The organism is Streptomyces sp. NPDC037410, assembly GCF_055602235.1.
Window position 1 is genome coordinate 236,403 of sequence record NZ_JBVJWR010000011.1, and the last position, 15,565, is coordinate 251,967.

At 73.3% G+C, this 15,565-nt stretch carries 14 protein-coding genes; 8 read left to right on the top strand and 6 right to left on the bottom strand.

All coding sequences use genetic code 11. The features are described from left to right. Positions 1–85: 85 nt before the first annotated feature. On the top strand, positions 86–1,018 hold the full coding sequence (locus tag ACZ7HT_RS20540) for an alpha/beta hydrolase family protein (RefSeq protein ID WP_471167612.1): 933 nt from the start codon (positions 86–88) through the stop codon (positions 1,016–1,018). Positions 1,019–1,035: 17 nt separating this feature from the next. Continuing rightward, positions 1,036–2,568: a long-chain-fatty-acid--CoA ligase gene (locus ACZ7HT_RS20545; RefSeq protein WP_471167614.1), complete on the top strand. Its 1,533-nt coding sequence runs from the start codon at positions 1,036–1,038 to the stop codon at positions 2,566–2,568. On the opposite strand, the gene ACZ7HT_RS20550 is transcribed toward ACZ7HT_RS20545, so the two are convergent. From ACZ7HT_RS20550 to ACZ7HT_RS20560, 3 genes are all read right to left on the bottom strand, one after another. Beyond that, entirely contained in the window at positions 2,559–3,248 is a 690-nt protein-coding gene (locus tag ACZ7HT_RS20550; protein ID WP_471167617.1) for a GntR family transcriptional regulator, read from the bottom strand. The genes ACZ7HT_RS20545 and ACZ7HT_RS20550 overlap by 10 nt on opposite strands. Before the next feature lie 76 nt (positions 3,249–3,324). Next, positions 3,325–4,329 (bottom strand): proline racemase family protein, encoded by a 1,005-nt coding sequence (locus ACZ7HT_RS20555; RefSeq protein WP_471167620.1) that lies wholly within the window; start codon positions 4,327–4,329, stop codon positions 3,325–3,327. Positions 4,330–4,360: 31 nt separating this feature from the next. Then, a complete protein-coding gene (locus tag ACZ7HT_RS20560; RefSeq protein ID WP_471167622.1) occupies positions 4,361–5,275 on the bottom strand; it encodes a dihydrodipicolinate synthase family protein in 915 nt (304 codons plus the stop codon). Positions 5,276–5,440: 165 nt separating this feature from the next. Here ACZ7HT_RS20560 and ACZ7HT_RS20565 point away from each other — a divergent pair, with 165 nt between their 5' ends. After that, positions 5,441–5,896 (top strand): tellurite resistance TerB family protein, encoded by a 456-nt coding sequence (locus ACZ7HT_RS20565; protein WP_471167625.1) that lies wholly within the window; start codon positions 5,441–5,443, stop codon positions 5,894–5,896. A gap of 24 nt (positions 5,897–5,920) precedes the next feature. Here the strand turns inward: ACZ7HT_RS20565 and ACZ7HT_RS20570 are convergent, their stop codons facing one another. The 3 genes from ACZ7HT_RS20570 to ACZ7HT_RS20580 all read right to left on the bottom strand — a co-directional run bounded on the left by ACZ7HT_RS20570 (position 5,921) and on the right by ACZ7HT_RS20580 (position 7,931). Continuing rightward, positions 5,921–6,664, bottom strand: a complete 744-nt coding sequence (locus ACZ7HT_RS20570) for a hypothetical protein (protein ID WP_471167628.1) — start codon at positions 6,662–6,664, stop codon at positions 5,921–5,923. Between the two features lie 3 nt (positions 6,665–6,667). Beyond that, entirely contained in the window at positions 6,668–7,195 is a 528-nt protein-coding gene (locus tag ACZ7HT_RS20575; RefSeq protein WP_471167727.1) for an RNA polymerase sigma factor, read from the bottom strand. 295 nt (positions 7,196–7,490) lie between these two features. After that, positions 7,491–7,931: a hypothetical protein gene (locus ACZ7HT_RS20580; RefSeq protein WP_471167731.1), complete on the bottom strand. Its 441-nt coding sequence runs from the start codon at positions 7,929–7,931 to the stop codon at positions 7,491–7,493. Positions 7,932–8,498: 567 nt separating this feature from the next. Here ACZ7HT_RS20580 and ACZ7HT_RS20585 point away from each other — a divergent pair. The 5 genes from ACZ7HT_RS20585 (at position 8,499) to ACZ7HT_RS20605 (ending at position 15,563) form a co-directional block, all read left to right on the top strand. Then, positions 8,499–9,980 carry a sugar transferase gene (locus tag ACZ7HT_RS20585; protein ID WP_471167630.1) on the top strand — a complete coding sequence of 494 codons (1,482 nt, stop codon included), beginning with the start codon at positions 8,499–8,501 and terminating at the stop codon, positions 9,978–9,980. Positions 9,981–10,053: 73 nt separating this feature from the next. Then, positions 10,054–11,370, top strand: coding sequence for a nucleotide sugar dehydrogenase (locus tag ACZ7HT_RS20590; protein WP_471167633.1), 1,317 nt, complete (start codon positions 10,054–10,056; stop codon positions 11,368–11,370). Further along, on the top strand, positions 11,360–12,685 hold the full coding sequence (locus ACZ7HT_RS20595; protein ID WP_471167635.1) for a glycosyltransferase family 4 protein: 1,326 nt from the start codon (positions 11,360–11,362) through the stop codon (positions 12,683–12,685). Before ACZ7HT_RS20590 ends, ACZ7HT_RS20595 begins: the two co-directional genes overlap by 11 nt. Next, the gene (locus ACZ7HT_RS20600; RefSeq protein WP_471167638.1) at positions 12,682–14,046 is read left to right on the top strand and encodes a Wzz/FepE/Etk N-terminal domain-containing protein; all 1,365 of its coding nucleotides are present in this window, start codon (positions 12,682–12,684) and stop codon (positions 14,044–14,046) included. The genes ACZ7HT_RS20595 and ACZ7HT_RS20600 overlap by 4 nt, the downstream gene beginning before the upstream one ends. Next, positions 14,043–15,563 carry a Wzz/FepE/Etk N-terminal domain-containing protein gene (locus ACZ7HT_RS20605; protein ID WP_471167641.1) on the top strand — a complete coding sequence of 507 codons (1,521 nt, stop codon included), beginning with the start codon at positions 14,043–14,045 and terminating at the stop codon, positions 15,561–15,563. The genes ACZ7HT_RS20600 and ACZ7HT_RS20605 overlap by 4 nt, the downstream gene beginning before the upstream one ends. Positions 15,564–15,565: the final 2 nt, after the last annotated feature.

Consider the following 15,565-nt stretch of genomic DNA (forward strand, 5'->3'; position numbering starts at 1 on the left):
GTCGTCACGCGGACACGGAGAGCCGATGAAGACGTCTCGCGAACGCGGACAGCCGTTGAAGACGTCTCGCGGACGCGGTGAGCCGGTGAAGACCTCCCCCTTCCCCGTACTCGCCGAGCTCACCGCCCCGGACGGCGCCGCGTTCGTGGTCCGCGTCCACGCGCGGCCCGAGCCGACCGCCCCGGTCGTGGTCGTCCTTCCCGCGATGGGCACCGCCGCCCGCCACTACACGCCGCTGGTACGGGCGCTGCACCGGCGGGGCGCGACGGTGGTGACGACGGACCTGCGGGGTCACGGCGAGAGCACCCCGGTTCCGGTGCGCGGGGTCCGGTTCGGCTACCGGGAGCTCGTCGAGCACGACATCGGCGCGGTCCTCGACGCCGTCGAGCGGGCCTTCCCGGAGGCGCCGAGGCTGCTTCTGGGGCACAGTCTCGGCGGCCAGCTCGGTCTGGTGCACTGCGGTCTGCTGCGGCCGCGTGTCGCGGGGGTCGTCCTGGTCGCGAGCGGTTCGGCGTGGTGGCGCGCGCTCGGTACGGGGGCGGATCCCCGGCCGGGGGTGCGGTGGCTCATACGGAGTCTGCTGTGCGTGGCCGGTGCGGAGCTGCTCGGGTACTGGCCGGGGCGGCGGTTCGGCTTCGGCGGGCGGGAGTCGGTGGGCGTGATGCGGGACTGGGCGCGGCAGATGCGTACCGGGCGGTACGGGGCCCGGGGCGCGGCCGCGGACTACGAGGAGGCGCTGCGGGGCGTCGGCCTGCCGGTGCTCGCCGTCGACGTGGAGGGTGACGCGCTCGCACCGCCGCGGGCCGTGGACCACCTGTGCGCGAAGCTCCCGTCGGCGCGGGTCGAGCGCTGGAGCTACCGGTCGTCGGACGCGGGCGGACGGCGGCTCGACCACTTCCGCTGGATCCGGCACAACACGGGCCTGGTGGAACGGATCGCGGCGTGGGCGCGGTTCCCGGCGACGGGCGACGCCGGCGAGGGGCAGGCCACCGGCACCCGGTCGGAGGCCCGGGCGTGAGCGAAGGAGTACCTGTGATGAGCGTCGACGACGGCACGGTTCCCGCGCTGCTCGCCCGGAGCGCGGGCGCGCATCCCGACCGGGGCGCGCTGCGGCTCGGCGCCGAGACGCTGACGTACGGCGCGCTCGACGACCTGGCCGGCCGGGCCGCCGCGCTGCTCCACGCGCGCGGGGTGGGGCCGGGTGACCGGGTGGCCCTCATGCTGCCGAACAGCACGCTGTTCGCGGTGCTCTACTACGGCGTCCTGCGGGCGGGCGGGATCGTCGTCCCGCTCAATCCGCTGCTGCGCGCGGGCGAGGTCCGCCACTGTCTGGCGGACGCCGAGGCCGCGCTGATTCTGTCGTGGCACGGGGACGGCGGGGCGGCCGCCGAGGGGGCCCGGCTCGCGGGCACCCCGCACCTGGTGGTCGAACCGGCCGCCTTCACCGCGCTGTTGGCGGGCCACGCGCGCGTGGAGGCCGTTTCCCGTACTCCCGGGGACACGGCGGTGGTGCTCTACACCTCCGGCACGACCGGGGCGCCGAAGGGCGCGGAGCTCACCCACCGCAACATCCGGCGCAATGTCGACGAGGGCGTGCGGGTCCTGGAGCTCGGCCCTTCGGACGTGGTCTTCGGCGGGCTGCCGCTCTTCCACTCCTTCGGGCAGGTGATGGGGCTGAACTGCGCGGTGGCCGTGGGCGCCTGTCTGACCCTCATGGCCCGCTTCGACCCGGCGGGCGCGCTCGCGCTCGTCGCCCGGGACAGGGTCACGGTCTTCCTCGGTGTCCCCACCATGTACGGGCTGCTGCTGCGGCACCCGGACCGTGCCGTGCACGACGTCTCGTCGCTGCGGGTCTGCCTGTGCGGCGGCTCGCCCCTCCCGGTGGCGGTGCTGACCGGCTTCGAGTCCGCCTTCGGGTGCGCCGTCCTTGAGGGGTACGGCCTGTCGGAGTCGTCGCCGCTGGCCTGTGTGAACCGGATCGACCGGCCGCGCTCCCCCGGCACGATCGGCATCCCCGTCGAGGGGGTGGAGATGCGGGTGGTGGACCGGGACGGCAAGGAGGTCCCGGACGGTGAGGTCGGCGAGCTCGTCATCCGGGGCCACAACGTGATGAAGGGGTACTGGCGCCGCCCGGAGGCCACGGCCGAGGCGGTACGGGACGGCTGGCTGCACACCGGGGACCTCGGCACCCGGGACGCGTCCGGCGACTTCCGGGTCGTCGACCGCGTCAAGGACGTCGTGATCCGGGGCGGGTTCAACGTGTATCCGAGGGAGGTGGAGGAGGTCCTCCACCTGCACCCGTGCGTGGCGGAGGCGGCCGTGCTCGGCGTCCCGCATCCGGTGCACGGGCAGGAGGTCGCGGCCGCGGTCGTCCTGCGGCCCGGGGGCCGGGTCTCCCCCGACGAGCTGCGCGCGTACGTGCGGGAGCGGCTCGCCCCGTACAAGTACCCGCGCCGGATCTGGCTGACGGACGCGCTCCCGAAGGGCCCGACGGGGAAGGTGCTCAAGCGGGAGATCGTCCCGCCGGAGGGGCCGCCCTCCGTGGACATGGCCTCCGGTCAGGCCTGACCGGCGTCCGCCTCCGCGTCCGCGTCCGCCCACAGGGAGCGCACGTGGCCGAGGTGGCGCCGCATACAGGCCTCGGCGCCGGGCGCGTCCCCGGCGATCATCAGGTCGAGGAGTTCGAGGTGTTCCTCGGCGGAGGAGACGAGCTTGCCGGCCTCGTCGAGGCCGGTCAGGCCGTAGAGCCGGGAGCGCTTGCGCAGGTCTCCGACGGTCTCGACGAGCCGCTCGTTCCCGGAGAGGGCGAGCAGTGCGAGGTGGAAGCGGCGGTCCGCCTCCAGGTAGCCGATGAGGTCGTGCTCGCGGGCGCGCGAGACGATCTCATCGGCGACCGGGCGCAGCTCCTCCAGCTGCTCCCGGGTGGCCCTGCGGGTGACCCGGCCGATGGTGGGGACCTCGATGAGGGTCCGCAGCTCGGTGTACTGGTCGAGGTCCCGCTCGCTGACCTCGGTGATGCGGAAGCCCTTGTTGCGGACGGGCTCGACCAGGCCCTCCCGGGCCAGGTCGAGCATGGCCTCGCGGACCGGGGTGGCGGAGACGCCGAGGTCTCCGGCGAGGCCGGGGGCCGAGTAGACCTGGCCGGGGCGGAGTTCCCCGGCGATCAGGGCGGCGCGAAGGGCGTGGCCGACCTGGTCGCGGAGCCGTTCCTGGGCTCTGACGAGGCCGTACTGCTTCAGGTCACCCATCGTGCGTCCTCCGAGATGTCACGGAGGAGCATCGTACAATGTCACGTTTCTCTGGCCGGACGGTCCCTGAGGGGGTTCAGAGCAGGAAGCCGGCGGGGAACGGGTCGTCGGGGTCGAGGAAGTACTGGGCGGTGCCGGTGATCCAGGCGCGGCCGGTGAAGGCCGGGACGACGGCAGGCAGCCCTCCGACGGTCGTCTCGCCGACGATCCGGCCGGTGAACTCGGTGCCGATGAAGGACTCGTTGACGAAGTCGGTGCCCGGGGCGAGCAGTCCGCGCGCGTGCAGCTGGGCCATGCGGGCGCTGGTGCCGGTGCCGCACGGGGAGCGGTCGAACCAGCCGGGGTGGATGGCCATGGCGTGGCGCGAGCGGGTCGCGTCGGAGCCGGGGGCGGTCAGGTAGACGTGCTTGACGCCGGCGAAGGAGGGGTTCTCGGGGTGGACGGGCCGGTCGGGGCCGGCGTTGATCGCGTCCATGACGGCGAGCCCGGCGGCGAGCAGCTCGTCCTTGTGGGCGCGGTCGAAGGGCAGGCCCAGGGAGTCGAGGTCGACGAAGGCGTAGAAGTTGCCTCCGTACGCGAGGTCGTAGGTGACCGTGCCGAAACCGGGGACGTCGGTCTTGAGGTCGAGGCCGACGGAGAAGGCGGGCACGTTGGTGAGGGTGACGGAGCGGGCCCGGCCGTCCTCGACGCGGACGTCGACGCTGACGAGCCCCGCGGGGGTGTCGAGGCGGACGGTGGTGACCGGTTCGACGACCGGCACCATGCCCGTCTCGACGAGGACGGTGGCGACGCCGATGGTGCCGTGTCCGCACATCGGGAGCAGGCCGGACACCTCGATGTAGAGGACTCCGTAGTCGGCGTCGGGGCGGGTGGGCGGCTGGAGGATCGCGCCGCTCATCGCCGCGTGGCCGCGCGGTTCGTACATGAGGAGGGTGCGGACGTGGTCGAGGTGCTCGACGAAGTGGAGCCGCCGCTCGGCCATGGTGGCGCCGGGGATGATCCCGAAGCCGCCGGTGATGACGCGGGTGGGCATGCCTTCGGTGTGGGAGTCCACAGCGTGGTAGACGTGGCGGGTGCGCATGGGGCCCCTTCTGGTGGGTGGATGACGGGATTTACGCGTGGCCGTCGGCGAGGACCTTCTCCGTGGCGGCGCGTACGACGGCCTCTTGTTCGGGCGTCAGCGGGAGGCGGGGCGGCCGGGTGGGGCCGCCGGTGTGGCCGGCGAGGTCCATGGAGAGCTTGATGGCCTGGACGAACTCGGTTCTGGAGTCCCAGCGGAAGAGCGGGTGCAGCGCGCGGTAGAGCGGCAGCGCGACCGCGAGGTCGCCTGCGACGGCGGCGCGGTAGAGGGTGGCGCAGGCGCGCGGGAGGGCGTTGGGGAAGCCGGCGATCCAGCCGACGGCGCCGGCGAGGGCGAGTTCGAGGAGGACGTCGTCGGCGCCCACCAACAGGTCGAGGCCGGGGGCGAGTTCGGCGAGTTCGTAGGCGCGGCGAACGTCGCCGCTGAACTCCTTGACGGCGACGATGGCGCCGTCGGCGTGGAGGCGGGCGAGGAGGGCGGGGGTGAGGTCGACCTTGGTGTCGTACGGGTTGTTGTAGGCGACGACGGGCAGTCCGGCCTGGGCGACCTGGGCGTAGTGGGCGCGTACGGAGCGCTCGTCGGCGCGGTAGGCGTTGGGCGGCAGGAGGAGGACCGAGCCGCAGCCGGCCTCGGCGGCCTGCTCGGCCCAGCGGCGGGCCTCGGCGCTGCCGTACGCGGAGACGCCGGGCATGACTCTGGCCCCGTCTCCGGCGGCTTCGACGGCGGTACGGACGACCTGGGCGCGCTCGGCGTCGGTGAGGGTCTGGTACTCGCCGAGGGAGCCGTTGGGGACGACGCCGTCGCAGCCGTCGGCGATCAGCCGGGCCACGTGCCGCGCGTAGGCGTCGTGGTCGACGGTGCCGTCCGCGCGGAAGGGGAGGGCGGTGGCGACCATGATCCCGTGCCAGGGGTGGGGGCGGGGGGCGGGCATGTGCGCTTGGGCCATGAAGGACTCCCTTGTGTGGTGTGTGACATTTTATTGAAAGGGGCGAGGTCCACAAGAGTGCGGCACGGGCCCGGTTCTGACGACTTCTCACGTCCCGGGAACCTCGGGCTCCACCGCTACGTTCTACAAGTCCGTAGAAACAATCGACGTCTGGAGTACTCGACCATGGCTCTGTGGGACCGCATCAAGGAATCCGCATCGGGGATGCAGACCCAGCTGGTGGCGAAGAAGAACGACCTGAAGAGCGGCGCGTTCCGCGACGCGAGCATGGCCATGTGCGCGCTGGTCGCCGCCGCCGACGGAACGATCGACCCCGCCGAGCGCCGTCGGGTCGCCCAGCTCATCGCGACCAACGAGGTGCTGCAGAACTTCGACGCGAGCGACCTCCAGCGCCGGTTCGACGCCAACCTGGACAAGCTCACCGCCGACTTCGACTTCGGCAAGGTCAGCGTGCTCCAGGAGATCGCCAAGGCGAAGAAGAAGCCGGCCGAGGCCCGGGCCGTCGTCCAGATCGGCATCGTCATCGGCGGCGCTGACGGCGACTTCGACAAGACGGAGCAGGCCGTGGTGCGGGAGGCGTGCTTCACGCTCGACCTGCCGCCGCACGAGTTCGACCTCTGACTCCCCGGATCTGAGGCGATGCCGTCAGGGCCTGTCGGCGCGCGAGCGCTCGTCGCCCCTGCCGGGGCTGTCCCAGGAGTCACCGCGGCCCGTGCCGTCGTGCGGGCGGGGCACGGCGGACGGGTCACGGGCGGGGCGGGGGTCGTGGCCGCAGTACGCGGACACGTACTCCTCGCCGCCTGCGGCCGCGACGAGCCGCTGCCGCGCGACGGACGGGAGCGCTCCGGTCCTCGCCATGCCCTTCCCCGTCCCCTTGGCCTTCCCCTCCGTCTTCTCGAAGGCATCGCAGAGGGCCTCACGGCTGCTGCCGGGGAGCTCCGGGCGATCCTTCTCCGGGCGCGGCAGAGCGGTCGTGCCCGCCGGCGCGGAACGGTTCGCCTCCGCTGTCGCACCCTGCTTCGCGCGAGCGGGAGCGGGAGCGGAGTCGGGGCCGGGAGCCGAGCGCGTGGTGGGCCTCGGTTCGGGGGGCTGGGCGGTGGTGCCGGGGAAGGGCTCGGGGAGGTCGCCGGTGGCGACGGCCACGCCGCCGAGGGTCACGCTCGCGACCAGCGCGGCCACGGCCGTCTTCAGCGAACGGCGGGAACGCGGCCGCTCCGCGACCGGGGTCCAGTCGTCGCGGTCGCGGGTGGGCCGTGAGGTGTGCAGCCCCGCGTCACGGGCCTCCCGGAAGGCGGCGAGAGCGCCCTCCTCTCCCCCGGCGACGCTTCCCTCGCGCAGGGCGGCTCTCAGCAGCTCGGCCGGTTCTCCGTCGCGCAGTTCGTCAGGCATCCGTCACCTCCCTCTCCCCTTGAGTTGTCTCGCGAGCCGCCTCAATCCCCTATGTGCGGCGGACCGTACCGCACCGGGACGCTTGCCGAGGACTCGGGCGGCCGCGGGGCCGTCGAGCCCGACGACGACGCGGAGCAGCACGGCCTCGGCCTGGTCGCGCGGGAGACCCGCGATGAGGGCGAGTGCCGCCTCCGTCGACAGCGCGTCCAGCGCCTCGCCCGCCGCGTCACCGGCGGCCGGGAGCTCCAACAGGTCCTGGTCGAACCGGGTGGGGCGGGGCCGAGCCCGTACGCGCCGCAGATGGTCGAGGGCCCGGTGGCGGGCGATGGTCGCGGTCCAGCCCCGGAAGCCCGCGCCGTCGCCGCGGAAGCGGCCGAGGTCCCGGGCGATCTCCAGCCACGCGTCGGAGGCGACGTCCTCCGCGTCCTCGCCGACGATCCCGCGCAGATAGCCGAACAGCCCGGGATGCACGATCCGGTACACCTCCGCGAACGCCGCCTCGTCCCCGCCCCGGGCCCACTCGACGGCCACGGCGAGACGGGCGTCCCGCTCGACGGCCTCGGCGAGACGGGCGTCCCGCTCGGGGCCGGACGGGTCGTCGTGTCCAGGGCCGGGCAGGGCGTCGCCCTGAGGGCCGGACGGCTCGTCGCACTCAAGGCCGGGCAGGGCGTCGCTCTGAGGGTCGGCCGGGTCTTCGGGCTCGGGGTCGTGTGCTCTGGCGGGCGCGTGCCCCGTTCCCTCGCCCACCCGACCCTCTTCACCACCCGTACACCCACGAACCCGGACTCCCACGGAACAACCGGAGGACGTCCATCCTGTCAGACGGTCAACAGGCCTTTCCCGACGCCCTGTCGGGGTCACGGGTCAGGACGCGGCGCGACCCGGCGGACCGCCGGCCGTGCAGGGTGAGGAAGTACAGGTACAGGGACTCCTTCGGCCCGATCTCGAAGCGGTTCACGGTCCGGCCGAGCGGGTTCCACACCCGGCCGTCCGGCATCCGCACCGCGACGGGGTACCCGAAGACGGACCGCAGCATGTGCGCGTCCGGCAGGTCCACCCACACGGCCCCGGCCTCCCGCACCAGCACCTCCCCCACATAGGCCCCGACGCCGAGCAGCGTCCCGGCCACGTCCGCGCGCCCGGCGCCGCCCCGCCGCAGCCCGTCGACGACCCGGTCGACGACGCGCAGGCTCCCGACGGAGTAGTCCAGCGGCAGCCGCGCCCTCGCGGTCGCCCGCTCGACGAACTCCTCCGCACGCCGCCCCATGCCGTCCGCGCGCAACGCCAGGCTCTCGCAGTCCACTGATGACCACCTTCCCCGTAGGAGTGGCGGAAGCCGCCGGGTGACCCAGCGGATCCGCACCGGGAAACATCACGGGGCGCGCGCGTGACGCTGATCACATCCGCTCCGAACGCCTCCTGGGTGGTGGCGAGTTACCAGAGGACGCAGCGGCATCAAGGCCCCATAACCGGTCACCGATCGGCGGATCCGGCCAGCCTCGAACGTCGGGCACAAATTTCACACATTCCCTCTTCATTCCGGTCCTCGATGCTCTAGATTGACCGTGCTTCGGGTGATCGGACACGAGGCGACCACTCGTTCACCACAGGTCCGGCGCTGCGGAAAGCCAGTAGTCACGTCCCCGCCGACAGCCATGGGGACGATCAGTTCCGGGGGCCCGGAAGGGCCCCGGGTGCGGGGAGCACCCGGGGTGCGGACCGGCCCCCGTGTGCACAGCTCTGAGAAGAGCCGGGATGCCGGCGCCGGGGAGGGCGCGGGCTTCCGGGGGAGTGTTGGGCGGACACGTCGAACCACTGGGACCTGGGGGGTTCTGTGCGGCAAGGGGGAGTAGTCAGCCCTTTTCCGTCGGCGCACGAGCGTCTGACGGACGGGGCGATAGGCCGGCCCGCGCTCGACTGGGAGCAGCGCTACCGCCGTACCGTGATCATCAGCGACGCCGTGTCCACCGCCTTCGTGGTGACGGCGATAGGCGACTTCTTCGGGGCCCGGGACGCGGCCAACTGGCATGAGAAATGGGGCATACTCGCGTTCGGCACCCAGCTGCTCGTCCTGGGCGCGCTCGCGGTCAACCGCTCGTGGACGCCGGCCGTACTCGGCCAGGGCGCCGAGGAGTTCCGCCGGCTCGGGCGCTCCCTGTTCACGGTGGTCGTCGTCCTGGCGCTCGGCGGGATAGCGCTCACCTCGCGCAACATCAAGCTCTGGATCTTCGTCGCGATCCCCGCGATCGCGCTGGTCACCATGACCGCGCGGTATCTGCTGCGCCTCTGGCTGCACCGGGAGCGGAAGGAAGGGCGCTGTCTGCGCCCGGTCCTCGCCGCCGGAAGCCCCGCGACCGTACGCGATCTGATCACCCGGACCCGCAAGTTCCCGCACATCGGCTGGCGGGTGGAGGCGGTCTGCACGACGGACGGACGCGGGCTCGACGGTGACCTGCTCGACGGGGTGCCGGTCGTCGGGCAGCTGTCGGACGTCGCCAAGCACGTCCGCCACGACGGCTACCGGGTCGTCGCGGTCACCCCGGACGCCCACTGGTCGCCCGAGCGGCTGCGGCGGCTCGCCTGGAACCTCGAAGGCAGCGACGCCGAGATGGTCGTGGCACCCGTCCTGATGGAGGTGGCCGGCCCCCGGCTGCACGTCGACGCGGTGCTCGGCATCCCGCTGCTCCGGGTCAGCATGCCGGCCTTCACCGGCGGCCGCCGGGCGATCAAGGGCGTCGTCGACCGGCTGGGCGCGGCGGTGCTGCTGGTCCTGTTCGCGCCGCTGATGGTGCTCGTCGCGCTGCTCGTCATGCTGGACAGCCGGGGCGGGGCGTTCTACCGCCAGCGCCGGGTCGGCAAGGACGGCCGCGAGTTCACCATCCTCAAGTACCGCACGATGGTCACCGGGGCCGACGGCGCGGCGCGGGCCGCGCTCGCCGACCGCAACGAGGGCGCGGGACCGCTGTTCAAGCTCCGCCGGGACCCGCGGGTCACCCGGGTGGGCACGGTGCTGCGCCGGTACTCGATCGACGAGCTCCCGCAGCTCCTCAACGTGCTCACCGGTTCGATGTCGCTCGTCGGCCCGCGGCCGCCGTTACCCGAGGAGTCCGCCGAGTACGGCCCGGACATCCGGCGGCGGTTGCTCGTCAAGCCCGGACTCACCGGTCTGTGGCAGATCAGCGGCCGCAGCGACCTCCCGTGGGAGGAGGCGGTCCGCCTCGACCTGCGGTACGTGGAGGACTGGTCGCTCGCCCTGGACACGGTGATCTTGTGGAAGACGCTGCGCGCGGTGCTCTACGGGCAGGGGGCGTACTGATGCACGGGGGAAGTCGTCCGGCCCGCACGCGGACCGCAGGCCGGAAGGGCCTGCCTGGGGGGAGGAACGGGTCATGAGAATCAGCGTGTTCGGGCTCGGCTACGTGGGCTGTGTGTCGGCCGCGTGCCTGGCCAGCATGGGTCATGAGGTCATCGGGGTGGACGTGAACCCGGTGAAGGTCGACCTGGTCAACGACGGCAGGGCCCCGGTGGTCGAGGAGGGGATCGGCGAGCTCGTCGCCGAGGTCGTGAAGACCGGGGCGCTGCGCGCCACCGGCGACGTCCGCGAGGCGATCGCGGACAGCGAGGTGTCGCTGATCTGCGTGGGCACGCCCTCGGAGCCCAACGGCAGCCTGTGCACGACGTACTTGGAGCGGGTCACCGAGGAGATCGGCGCCGCGCTCGCCGAGCGGGGCGGGCGGCACACCGTCGTCTTCCGCAGCACCATGCTCCCGGGCACCTGCCTGAACCTGCTCGTGCCGATCCTGGAGAAGAACGTCGGCGGCACGGCCGGCGTGGACGTCGGGGTCGCGGTCAACCCGGAGTTCCTGCGCGAGGGCACGAGCGTGCGGGACTTCTTCGACCCGCCCAAGACCGTCATCGGCGAACTCGACGCGGCGAGCGGCGATGTGGTGGCGGCGCTGTACGAGGGCCTGCCCGGCGAGGTGTTCCGGGTGCCCGTCCCGGTGGCCGAGGCCATCAAGTACGCGGACAACGCCTTCCACGGCCTCAAGATCGGCTTCGCGAACGAGCTGGGCGCCGTGTGCCAGGCGCTCGGGGTCGACTCGCACCAGGTGATCGACGTGTTCCTGGCCGACCGCAAGCTGAACATCAGCCCCGCCTATCTGCGGCCCGGCTTCGCCTTCGGCGGCTCCTGCCTGCCCAAGGACCTGCGCAGCCTGGTCCACGCGGCGCAGCGGGCCGACGTCTCGGTGCCCATCCTCTCCCACGTGCTGCCCTCCAACGCGGACCACCTCCAGCGGGCGGTGGAGCTGGTCGAGCGCACCGGCAAGCGCCGGGTCGGCCTGTTCGGGCTCTCCTTCAAGCCCGGCACCGACGACCTCCGCGAGAGCCCGCTCGTCGAACTGGCCGAGCGGCTCTACGGCAAGGGGTACGAGCTGCGGATCTACGACGCCAACGTGCACCTGTCGCGGCTGCTCGGCGCGAACCGCGAGTACATCGAGTCCCGGCTGCCGCACCTCGCGCAGCTGCTCACGGACTCCGTCGACGAGGTGCTCGCACACGCCGAGGTCTGCCTGGTCGGCACCAGGGATCCGGCCGTCCTTTCGGCGCTCCCCCACGGCGACGGCCCGGTGATCGTCGATCTCGTCCACCTTCCCGACGCCGACGCGCGGCGGGCCGAACCGGGGTACATGGGTCTTGCTTGGTAACACGTCCAGGGGCGGGCGGCCGGAGCGTCGCGCGCTGATCCTGGTGGAGAACCTGTCGGTGCCGTTCGACCGGCGGGTGTGGCAGGAGTGCACGACGCTGCGCGACGCGGGCTGGACGGTGGACGTCATCTGCCCGCAGGGAAGCAAGCGGGACACGGAGCGGGAGGTGGAGATCGACGGGGTGCGGATCCACCGCTACCCGCTGCGCGCGGCCACCGGAGGTCCGGCCGGATACCTCAAGGAGTACGGATCGGCGCTGTGGCACACCTTCCGGCTGGCCCGGAAGGTCGGCCCGGTCCACGTGGTCCACGCCTGCAACCCGCCCGACCTGCTGTTCCTGCCCGCGCTCTGGCTGAAACGGCGCGGGACGCGGTTCGTCTTCGACCAGCACGACCTGGTGCCCGAGCTGTACCTGTCCCGGTTCGACCGCGGCGAGGACCTGCTCTACCGCGGCGTGTGCGCGCTCGAACGGATGACGTACCGGGCCGCGGACGTCGTGCTTGCCACGAACGAGAGCTACAAGGACGTGGCGGTACGCCGTGGCGGCCGGCGGCCCTCGGACGTGTTCGTGGTGCGCAGCGCCCCGGACATCGACCGGTTCCACCCCGTGCCGCCCGAGCCGGAGTTGAAGCGCGGCAAGCCCCATCTGCTGTGCTACCTCGGCGTGATGGGCCCGCAGGACGGCGTCGACTACGCCCTGCGCGCCCTCGCGAAGCTGCGCGACGAGGTCGGACGGAGCGACTGGCACGCGGTGTTCGTCGGCGGCGGCGACACCTTCGACGCGATGGTGGAGCTGTCCCGGGAGCTGGGGCTCTCGGAGCAGGTGGAGTTCACCGGGCGGATCCCGGACGCCGATCTGGTGCGCTACCTGTCCACCGCCGACGTGTGCCTCTCCCCCGACCCGCACAATCCGCTCAACGACGTGTCGACCATGAACAAGGTCCTGGAGTACATGGTCATGGGCCGGCCGATCGTGTCCTTCGACCTCCGGGAGGCGCGGGTCTCCGCCGGTGACGCCGCCGTCTACGCGCCCGCCAACGACGAGGCCGAGTTCGCCCGGCTGGTCGCGCTGCTCCTCGACGATCCGGAGAAGCGGGAGCTCATGGGCAAGATCGGCCAGGAGCGGATCGGCGGGCCGCTGTCCTGGCCGAACTCCCAGCGCGCACTGCTCGCCGCCTACGCCGCCGCCTGCCGTCCGCACGCTCCGGCGTCGGCGGACGGCACGGGGGCGGACGGCGCACACGCAGACGGCACGGACGCCGGCGGCTCGGAGGCGGACGACACCGACCGGGAAGGGACGAGGCCGCCCCGTTGAGCGATGACACCATACGTCTGGTCACGATCGGGCGGATCCTGCGTCGGCGACGGCGGCTGCTCACCGTCGTCGTCCTCGTGGGCGCGCTCGTCGGGTACGGCACCTCCCTGCTGATCCCGCCGCGCTACACGACCTCGGCGTCCGTCCTGCTGCCGGGCGCCTGGGAGGAGCGCGAGCTGCGGACCCAGGCGGAGGTCGCCACCAGCTCGGTGGTGATCGACCGCGTGGCGTCCGCGCTCCACTGGACCGGGACCGGCACGACCGAGCTGAAGGACCGTGTGACCGCCAAGGCCGCCGACGGGAACATCATCGAGATCTCGGGCACCGCCGACACGCCCGAGCGCGCTCAGCAGCTCTCCGACCAGGTGGCCGAGCAGTTCGTCGCCTTCGCCGCGCGGATCGTGGGCGACAACGCCGACCCGGAGGCGGCGGCACGGCTCGAGACCCTGCGGCAGACGGTCGTGCAGACCAGCCGCCGCATCACCGAACTGGCCGACGCGTCCGGTACGGGGCGGAGCGTGGAGAGCGTGCAGACCCGTACCGAGCTCGAAGGGCTGCGCACCTCGCTGCAGTCGGCCATCGAGAAGCTGGGCCAGGCCGACCCCACGTCGAGCAAGGCCCACATGGTGGTCATGGGCCCGGCGGCCCGGCCCACCGGCGAGGCCCCGCCGACGAGGCCGCAGCTCATCGCCGCCGGGGCGCTGCTGTTCTTCCTGGTCACGGTCATCGGGCACCTCACCGCCGCGCGGATGAGCCGCCGTCTGCGCACCGAGGGGGAGATCGCCGGGGCCCTCGGCGTGGCCCCTCTCGGCACCGTCGACGTGCCCGGTGAGAAGCACGCGCACCGGCCGGAGGGCCGCGGCCCGCGGACCTGGTTCCGCCGGCTCCTCGGCATCGACGTCCGGTGGGACGTCCCTCCCCCGCGCTCGGGCGACGAGGCGGGCCGGCAGATCCGCTACCGGCGGGTCTGCGCCCGGCTCCGGGACCGGCTGCCGGACACCGGGCGGCTGCTCGTCGTCGTCCCGGACGGCGACCCGATCGCCCGCCGGGCCGCCGGGCAGCTCGTCACCGAGGCCGGAAGCGAGCCCGCGCTGCGGATGGTGGGCGTGTCGATGTCCGAGCCGATGGTGCCGGACCGCGACGACGCGTCCGGCGCCCTCGTCGTGCTCAGCGCGGGCCAGTGGACGGCCGCCGAGCTCGCCGGGATCGCCGAGGCGTGCGCGGACGCCGGGCACGAGGTCGTCGGCGTCGTCCTCGCCGGCACCATCCGCAGCCGTACGAAGCGGTCCGCCGGCCGGACCCGGGAGGCCGCGACACCGGCGGTCGCCGTGGGCGCCGACGCGACGGGAGGTGCGGCGTGACGACACGTACGACCGCGGAGTCGCCTGCCGCCGGGCCGCTGCTCGATCTGCACTCCCTGGTGGTGGCGGTCCGCAGGCGCCGCCGGCTCTGGGGTTCGCTCGCGCTGCTCGGTCTCGTCCTCGGCGCGGCGGTGGCGGTCCTGCTGCCGGTGCCGCCGACCGCGATGACGAAGGTGCTCGTCGCCCGGCAGGAGGACCAGCCGAACGACCCCGGGACTCTGATCCGCACCGACGTGGCGCTGCTGCAGACCACGCGGATCGCCGATGGCGCCCTCAAGGCACTCAAGTCCTCGGAGAAGCCCGAGGAGTTCATGAAGGAGTACGACGGTCTCGGCCTGACGAACAACCTGCTGCAGATCAACGCGAGGGGTGACAGCGAGGCGGAGGCGGTGGCCCGCGCCAAGGCGCTGGCCGACGCGTTCGTCGCGGACCACGTGCGGCGGATACAGCAGGCGGCGAACGCCGACGCGAAGGCCCTGCTCGACCAGCGGGACCGGCTGCGGGACGAACTCGCCCAGGTCAACAAGGAGATCGGGGGCGGGACGCCGGAGGACGCGCCGAAGGGCTCCGCGAACACGGAGTCGCTGTTCGCCCGCCGGGCCGAACTCACCTCGCGGATCTCCGACTTCAGCCAGCGCGCCGAGCAGGCCCACATCGGCACGCCCCGGCTGATCTCCGGCACGCAGATCGTGGACGACCCGCGCCCGGTCAAGCGCTCCCTGCTCAAGACCGTCGCCAAGGACGCCGGGATCGGGCTCGTCCTCGGGCTCGTCCTGGGGCTCGCGGTCGCGGCCGTCGGCACGGTGGTGGCGGACCGTCCCGTGCTGCGCCGGGAGATCGCCGCGAACCTCGGCGTCTCGGTGATCGCGGAGCTGCCCGGGCGGCCGGGCCGACGGTGGCGGCGCCGCCGGACCCGGGCGGCCCGGACGCGGCTGACCGCGTCCCTGGCCCGCACCGCGCGCGGCTCGGCGGAGCCGATGTCCCTCCTCGAACTGGGCTGCGCGCGCGGCGCGAGCGTGATCGCCCTGGACCTCGCCGGGGCCCTGGGCGCGGAGGGTCCGGTGGTCGTCGTCGACGGCCTGCCGGGACCGGAGCTCGCCGACCGCCGACCGCGGCCCGGAGACCCGACCGTGGTCGGCCTGGAGCGTGCCGCGGCCGTGGCACACCAGGAGCGCCGGCTCGGCGTCGGCTCGGTGGCGCCCGGCGCGGCGTGGACCGACCTGCCGTACCTCGGCACGCGGACCGTGCTCGTCGTGCGGGCCGGTCACGAGAGTGCCGCCTGGCTGCACACCGTGGCGCGGCAACTCGCCGAGCAGCGCATCCTCGTGCTCGGTGTGGTGCTGATCGACCCCGATCCGCGTGACCGGACCGACGGCACGCTGTGGGACGGGGGGCCGCAGGCCGCGCCGCGCGGCCGGAACGAGGGGCCGGCCCTGCCGAACGGCACGGGCAGGCGGCACAGGGAGCGGCTGCCCGCGTGGGCGACGGTCCCGGACAGCGACCAGGAGGCTCGGTAGCA